The sequence below is a fragment of the Streptomyces sp. NPDC057302 genome, from assembly GCF_042667685.1.
Taxonomy (GTDB): domain Bacteria; phylum Actinomycetota; class Actinomycetes; order Streptomycetales; family Streptomycetaceae; genus Streptomyces.
Genome location: NZ_JBHUZJ010000029.1, coordinates 91,557 through 98,455 on the forward strand (window position 1 = coordinate 91,557; position 6,899 = coordinate 98,455).

General features: G+C 69.5%; 7 protein-coding genes. 4 read left to right on the forward strand and 3 right to left on the reverse strand.

Annotation, left to right across the window (positions count from 1 at the left end; genetic code table 11):
* Window positions 1-43 precede the first annotated feature (43 nt).
* From ACFUPX_RS21340 to ACFUPX_RS21350, 3 genes are all read left to right on the forward strand, one after another.
* Window positions 44-1,954, forward strand: a complete 1,911-nt coding sequence (locus ACFUPX_RS21340; RefSeq protein ID WP_383324623.1) for a discoidin domain-containing protein — start codon at window positions 44-46, stop codon at window positions 1,952-1,954.
* 227 nt (window positions 1,955-2,181) lie between these two features.
* Window positions 2,182-3,012: a DUF1996 domain-containing protein gene (locus tag ACFUPX_RS21345; RefSeq protein WP_383324651.1), complete on the forward strand. Its 831-nt coding sequence runs from the start codon at window positions 2,182-2,184 to the stop codon at window positions 3,010-3,012.
* Window positions 3,013-3,084: 72 nt separating this feature from the next.
* Window positions 3,085-3,690, forward strand: a complete 606-nt coding sequence (locus tag ACFUPX_RS21350) for a DUF305 domain-containing protein (RefSeq protein WP_383324626.1) — start codon at window positions 3,085-3,087, stop codon at window positions 3,688-3,690.
* Between the two features lie 366 nt (window positions 3,691-4,056).
* Here the strand turns inward: ACFUPX_RS21350 and ACFUPX_RS21355 are convergent, their stop codons facing one another.
* From ACFUPX_RS21355 to ACFUPX_RS21365, 3 genes are all read right to left on the reverse strand, one after another.
* Window positions 4,057-5,244 (reverse strand): spore photoproduct lyase family protein, encoded by a 1,188-nt coding sequence (locus ACFUPX_RS21355; protein WP_383324629.1) that lies wholly within the window; start codon window positions 5,242-5,244, stop codon window positions 4,057-4,059.
* A 28-nt stretch (window positions 5,245-5,272) separates the two neighbouring features.
* Window positions 5,273-5,512, reverse strand: coding sequence for a DUF2945 domain-containing protein (locus ACFUPX_RS21360; protein WP_383324631.1), 240 nt, complete (start codon window positions 5,510-5,512; stop codon window positions 5,273-5,275).
* A 99-nt stretch (window positions 5,513-5,611) separates the two neighbouring features.
* Window positions 5,612-6,475, reverse strand: coding sequence for a SigB/SigF/SigG family RNA polymerase sigma factor (locus tag ACFUPX_RS21365; RefSeq protein WP_383324634.1), 864 nt, complete (start codon window positions 6,473-6,475; stop codon window positions 5,612-5,614).
* 207 nt (window positions 6,476-6,682) lie between these two features.
* Between ACFUPX_RS21365 and ACFUPX_RS21370 the strand changes: the two genes are divergently transcribed.
* Entirely contained in the window at window positions 6,683-6,856 is a 174-nt protein-coding gene (locus ACFUPX_RS21370; protein ID WP_383324637.1) for a CsbD family protein, read from the forward strand.
* The last annotated feature ends 43 nt before the right edge of the window (window positions 6,857-6,899 follow it).

Sequence of the window (6,899 nt, forward strand, 5' to 3'; positions counted from 1 at the left end):
CCCAGGCCAGTTGTTTTTCCCGTCCACCCGCAAGGAGAGCACCATGCGCTCCGGCACCTCCCGAAGAAAGAGACTCACCTCCGGACTCACCACCGCCCTCGCGCTGGCCACGGCCTGCGCCCTGACCCTGCTCACCGGCCTGGCGTCCGCCGTGCCGGCCGACCCTCCCGGCGCGGTCGCCGCAGCGGCCTGGGACACCGACCGCGCCGCCGAGGCGTACACCGCGAACCCGGCGTCGGCGACCGCGTCGGGCAACGAGGCGGGCACGCCCGGCCCCGGCGCCGCCTTCGACGGCAACGCGTCGACCCGCTGGTCGAGCCAGTTCGCCGACGACGCGTGGATCCGGCTCGACCTCGGCGCCACCCTCCGCGTCGATCGCGTCGTCCTGGACTGGGAGGCCGCCTACGGCAAGAAGTACGTCCTGGAGGTGTCCGGGAACGGCACCGACTGGGCCCCCTTCTACACGGAGACGGCGGGCACGGGCGGCTCCGTCACCACGCACACGTATCCCCAGGAAGTCACGGGCCGCTACGTCAGGATGCGCGGCGTCGAACGCGCCACGCCCTGGGGCTACTCCCTGCACGCCTTCAAGGTCTACGGCGGCGCGCCCGCCCCGGCCTCGACGACCCGCGCCAACCTCGCCCTGCACCACCCCGCCCACACCAACCGCTACCAGCACGCGGGCAATGCGCCGTCCTTCGCGACCGACGGCGGCTGGCCGGCCGACCTCAAGGCCGATCAGACCCGCTGGTCCAGCGACTGGAACGCCAACCGGTGGATCTCGGTCGACCTGGGCGCGAGCTCCACCATCGACACGGTGGACCTGTACTGGGAGGCGGCCTACGCGGTCGACTACGAGCTCCAGGTCTCCGACGACAACCAGACCTGGCGCACGGTGCACAAGCCCTCCGCCGCGGAGGTCGCCGCGCGCCGGGCCGACGTGAAGTCCCCCGCCGACGCGGTGGGCCGGCACGACAGCGTGCGGCTCTCGCAGCCTGCCACCGGCCGCTATGTACGGATGCTCGGCAAGGAACGCCGGTCCTTCTACAACCCGGCTCCGGCCACCGCCCAATTCGGCTACTCCCTCTACGAGTTCCAGGTATGGGGCACGGGAGGCAGCGCGTCCGCCGCGTATCCCGCGCTGCCGGGCGAGCAGTCGGGGACGTACAGGACGACGTTCTTCGACGACTTCACCGCCGGGAGCCTTGACCGCTCCAAGTGGCGTGTCGTCAGGACGGGCCAGGAGATGGGGTCGGTCAACGGCGAGTCGCAGGCGTACGTCGACTCCACGAACAACATCCGCACCGAGAACGGCAGTCTGGTCCTGGAGGCCGACTACTGCGACAACTGCACCACCGCGGGCGGCGGTACGTACGACTTCACCTCGGGCCGCATCGACACCAACACCAAGTTCGACTTCACGTACGGCAAGGTCAGCGCCCGGATGAAGCTGCCGGTCGGCGACGGATTCTGGCCCGCGTTCTGGATGCTGGGCAGCGACGTGGACGACCCGAACGTCTCGTGGCCCGCCTCCGGCGAGACCGACATCATGGAGAACGTCGGCTACGCGGACTGGACGAGCTCCGCCCTGCACGGCCCCGGCTACTCGGCGGACGGCAACATCGGCGCCCGCCAGACCTACCCGAACGGCGGCACCGCCGACCAGTGGCACACGTACGCGGTCGAGTGGACGCCGACGACGATGCGGTTCTACGTCGACGACCGCGTGGTCCAGGAGACGACGCGCAACAAGCTGGAGTCCACGCGCGGCGAGTGGGTCTTCGACCACGACCAGTACGTCATCCTCAACCTCGCCCTGGGCGGCGCCTACCCGGCGGGCTGGAACAAGGTCACCCAGCCGTACTGGGGTCTGCCGCAGTCCAGCGTCGACAAGATCGCCGCGGGTGGGGTCAAGGCGGAGATCGACTGGGTGCGGGCGGAGCAGAAGGGCTGAGCCTTCCTTCTCTTCCCCCCTCCCGGCTCCCCCCCCTGTCTTCTCTCGCCTCCCCTTCCTCACGCCTCACGTCTCACACCTCACACCTCACGCCTCACGCCTCACGCCTCACGCCTCACGCCTCACCGATCGGAGTTCCCGTGACCGGACATCCCGCTCCCCCGAAGCCGGAACCTCCCCGCCACCGGCGCCGCCGACTGCAGCTGCCCATCGCGCTGTTGGCGCTGGTGCTGCCGCTGCTCGGCGTCACGCTCCCCGAGAGCGGCGCGCAGGCGGCGACCGCGCCGAAGGCGGACGTCGTGCGCGTGGCCGAGTTCCTGGCCGAGTGTCCCGCGAGCCACCGCGCGCCCGACGACCCGATCATCTTTCCCGGACTGCCCGGCGCCTCCCACATGCACAGCTTCTTCGGCAACACCTCGACCGACGCCCACTCCGACCTGAACAGCCTGGACGGCTCGGCCAGCACCTGCGCCCCCGACACCGACCTCTCCGCCTACTGGGTGCCGACGCTGTACAAGGGCAACACCCCGGTCGAGCCGACCGGAACCACCTTCTACTACCTCGGCGAGGGGGTCAGGGACGACATCATCGCCAGGACCAAGCCGATCCCCCGCGGCCTGCGCATCGTGGCGGGCAACGCCAAGGCCACCGGGCCCAACGACAACACGATCTCCCGCTGGTCCTGCCTGCACCACGGCGAGGTCGGCTCGTCGCCCGACTTCGTCAACTGCCCCGCCGGATCGATGCTGGAGTCCTACCTCGACTTCCCGCAGTGCTGGAACGGCAAGGATCTCGACTCCGCCGACCACAAGAGCCACATGTCCTACCCGGTGAACGGCGCCTGCCCCGCCACCCACCCGGTTCCGGTGCCCAAGCTCCGTCAGGTCCTGCGCTACCCCGTCAACGGCAACCCGTCGGACCTTCGGCTCGCCTCTGGGGCGGGGTACACGATGCACGGCGACTTCATCAACGTATGGCCCGAGGCGGAGATGGAACGCCGGGTGCGGGACTGCATCAACCCGATCATCAAGTGCGGCGCCGACGGACACCCCTCCTGATCCGACCTCAAACCCCGTGCCCGGCCGGACTCCCCTCCGGCCGGGCACGGGCCCGCCCACCCGGAAGCCCTCATGAAGCCGGCACCCACACGCGCCCTTCCCCTCGCCCTTCCCCTCGCCCTTCTCCTGTCCCTCGCCCTGCTGCTCGGCGGCTGCTCGGAGCCGTCGTCCGCCTCGGGGACCCCCACCGCCTCGGGGAGCCCCTCCCTTCCCGGGGCCACCGCCACCGACACCGGCTGGATCCAGCTGGTGATCCCGATGGACGACCAGGCCGAGCAGCTCCTCGCGCTCGCCGTCGACCGCGCTTCGGCACCGGATCTGGCGACCTGGGCGGCAGCGAGCAGCAAGCAACACCGCACCGAACTCTCCCTGCTACGACCCCTGTTGCGCCGCATGGGTCTGCCCGGCACCAATGTGCACGAGGGCCACGACATGCCCGGCATGGTCACCGAAGCCGACCTCGCCCGGGGGCGGCGGCTGACCGGTCCCGCCTTCGACCGCTTCGTCCTGCGGCAGCTCCGCGACCACCTCAGCCACTCGCGGCGCGTCTCGCGCTCCGCGGCTCGCTCGGCAGGCAGCGGCGAGGTCCGGCGCCTCGCCGCCCGCATCGCCGACACCCGGGCCGACCAGTTGAAGGCGCTGCCCGGCGGGCGGGGCGAGTCCGACCAGGGCCACTAGGGCTACCAGGGCCCACAGGGTGCAACGCTTCGTACCAAGTCCGCACTTGTGTGCGGACGGTGAAGGAAAGACGGAGTACCGTCGTGGCTGTGCGATCGGAGCGGCTGGTTGTTGGCCGCCGCGCACTGGGCGGCGACGGCCGCCCTGGGCGCGAGGAACGAGGCTCCCCCTCGTCGCTTCCTCGCGCGATGCCCTCCATGGGTGAGATGCGGGATTTCCCACCACGAAGGGCTCTGGCAGGAGCCGCGTCGTCGGTGATGCGGCTCCTGCTGGCCCCAACGGCCGGGGCGGGCGAGGCGGGGCGCGTCATCGCGCACGGACGTGGACACACTGGACGCGCAACGACCGACCGCCGCCCTCAGGTCCTCAGAAGGCGTACCGCACGCGCAGCCAGGGCGCGCGGTCAGCCAGCAGCTCCTGGATGCGCACCAGGGACTGCCGCTTGATCTCCTGGGAGTAGCGCACGTTCAGGGCCCCGTTCTGGGACCGTTTGGTCTCCTGGGCGGCCGGCTGCCACAGCACGTCCTCCGCGCGGGGGTGCCAGCCCAGGTTGACCTCGTGGAGCGACTGGTTGTGGGTCAGCATGATGACCTCGGCCGCCGCCTGCTCCTTCACGCGGGCAGGCAGGACGTCGTCGAGGTGGTCGAGCAGCTCGGCCCAGTCCCGCTGCCACCCTTCGCGCAGTACGACGGGCGAGAGGTTGAAGTGAACCTCGTACCCGGCATCGAGGAAGTCGGCGGCCGCGGCGATCCGCTCGTCGACCGGGCTGGTGCGGATGTCCAGCAGCCGGGCGTCGTCGGGCGGCATGAGGGAGAAGCGCACCCGGGTACGCCCCTGCGGATCGAGCGCGAGCAGGTCCGGATTGACGAACTTGGTCGCGAAGGACGCCTTCGCCGTCGGCAGGGTGCGGAACGCGGCGACGAGATCCGCGGTGTTGTCGCAGACCAGGGCGTCGACGGAGCAGTCTCCGTTCTCGCCGATGTCGTAGACCCAGGCCTCGGGATCGCACTGGTTGGGTTCCGTCTTGGGACCCTGGGTCCTCACGTGGCGCCTGACGTGGGCGACGATCGCCTCGATGTTGGTGAACAGCGTGATGGGGTTGGCGAAGCCCTTGCGGCGGGGGACGTAGCAGTAGGCGCAGGCCATCGCGCAGCCGTTCGAGGGACCTGGGGCGATCCAATCGGCCGACCTGCCGTTGGGCCGCGTCGCGAGGGTGTGCTTGACGCCGAGAACGAGCGTCTCCGTCTTGATGCGGACCCAGCGCCCGATGTTGCCGTCATTGCCGTGCAGGGAGGGAATCCGCCAATGACTGTCGACCTCGGTCACGCGCGCGCCCGGCAACCGGGCCATGATCTGCTGGCCGCGCGGGGAGTCGAGGGCGGCGGGCTCGGCGTACACCTCCCGCACATCGAGCATCCGACGGGCCTGCGGACTGTCCCGGAAGGCTCCGTGCGCAACGGCTGGCGCCGGAGTGTCCGCCCACCCGAAGAGGGCCTCCTGCCGAGCCCCGCCCGAATCAGCCCCCGCATCAGCCCCTCTACGCAACCGGGTCATGCCCCATGCTCTCAGCCAGTCTCCCCGCTCACGACCCGCCGCTCTTCTTGCGCGGGGACTTGTGCAGGGACTGGGGTTTGTGGACGGCCCTGCGGCCGGTCTTGTCGCTCTCGGCCTCGTACTGGGGTTCGTCCTTCGAGGCGTCGACGGTACGTCCCGCCACTTCCCCGCGCCGCGTGATCTTCTTCTTCACTTCTCCCGGGACGGTGTGCCCGTGGCTGCTCCAGGAAACCTGATCACCCTTGCCGAGCTTCTTTCCCTTGGCCACGGTCCGCACGCTCCCTCGGTTTCGACCCCCGATGGACGACGTTCCTCACTGTCCCGCGCTTCAGGGCTCGACGCATGTCGACGGACCGTGCCACCCCTGCTATTCGCTCGTCATCAGACCGGCACGCAGCTTGCCCACCACGCGGGTGATCAGCCGCGACACGTGCATCTGCGAGTAGCCCAGCTCGTCGGCGATCTGCTGCTGGGTCCGCTCCTCGACGAAGCGCAGATGGATGAGGGTGCGATCCCGCTCGTCGAGATCCGCGATCAGCGGGGCCAGGGAGTGGAAGTTCTCCACCAGCTCGAAGCTCTGCTCGTCCACGCCGATGAAGTCGGCCAGCATCGTGTCGGACTCGTCGTCGCGGCCGTTGACCGCGGCGTCCAGGGAGACGGCGTTGTAGCCGTTGGACGCCTTCTGCGCTTCGGCGACCTCGGACGGCTCCAGCTGCATCAGCTCCGCGAGCTCGGCCGTGGACGGCAGCCGCCCCAGGCGTGAACGCAGCTCCTCCGTCGCCTTCGTCAGTTCGATACGTGCTTCCTGCAGGCGGCGCGGCACGTGCACGGCCCAGGAGGTGTCGCGGAAGAACCGCTTGATCTCGCCGGTGATGTAAGGGACGGCGAAGGAGGTGAACTCGACCTCGCGGGTGAGCTCGAACCGGTCGATCGCCTTGATCAGGCCGATGGTGCCGACCTGGACGATGTCCTCCATCTCCTGCGGACCACGGTGCCTGAACCGCGACGCCGCGTACTGCACGAGAGAGAGGTTCATCTCGATCAGGCAGTTACGCACGTACTGGTACTCGTGCGTGCCCTCTTCAAGCTGGTCCAGGCGGTCGAAGAACCGCTTGCCGACCTCACGCGCGTCCCTCGGCGCGATGGAGGAAGGGTCCGTGTACGCGCGCTCGACGAGGTCCTCCTGGGCCTGGATGGCCTGTGCCTGTTCCTGCGCCGCCACGGTGATCATGGAATCCGCCTTCCGGATCGAGCTCGACTGTCAATGCCTGCTGCCCGCGAGTACCCCGCAAACAGCCACGCACACATGGGACATGGCGTCCGCCGCCAGCCGGCTACTCGCTCCGATACTCGCTCCGACCGCGGATGTTTACGAGGCTGATGATCGGCCAGGCGGAGTGAAGCACCTGATGTCGATACCGAGGAGCGTGAACGAACAATGACCGCCAACGAGAAGGCCAAGGCGAAGTTCGAGCAGGCTACCGGTGCCGCCGCCCAGGCGGCCGGCCGTGCCGTGGGCAACGAAAGCCTCACGGCCAAGGGCCACGCCCAGCAGATGAAGGGCGACGCACGCGAGGCGAAGGAAAAGACCAAGGACATCGGCAAGCACTGACTGCCGCACCGCATAACGCCGTTGGGGCGACCCGTATGTACGG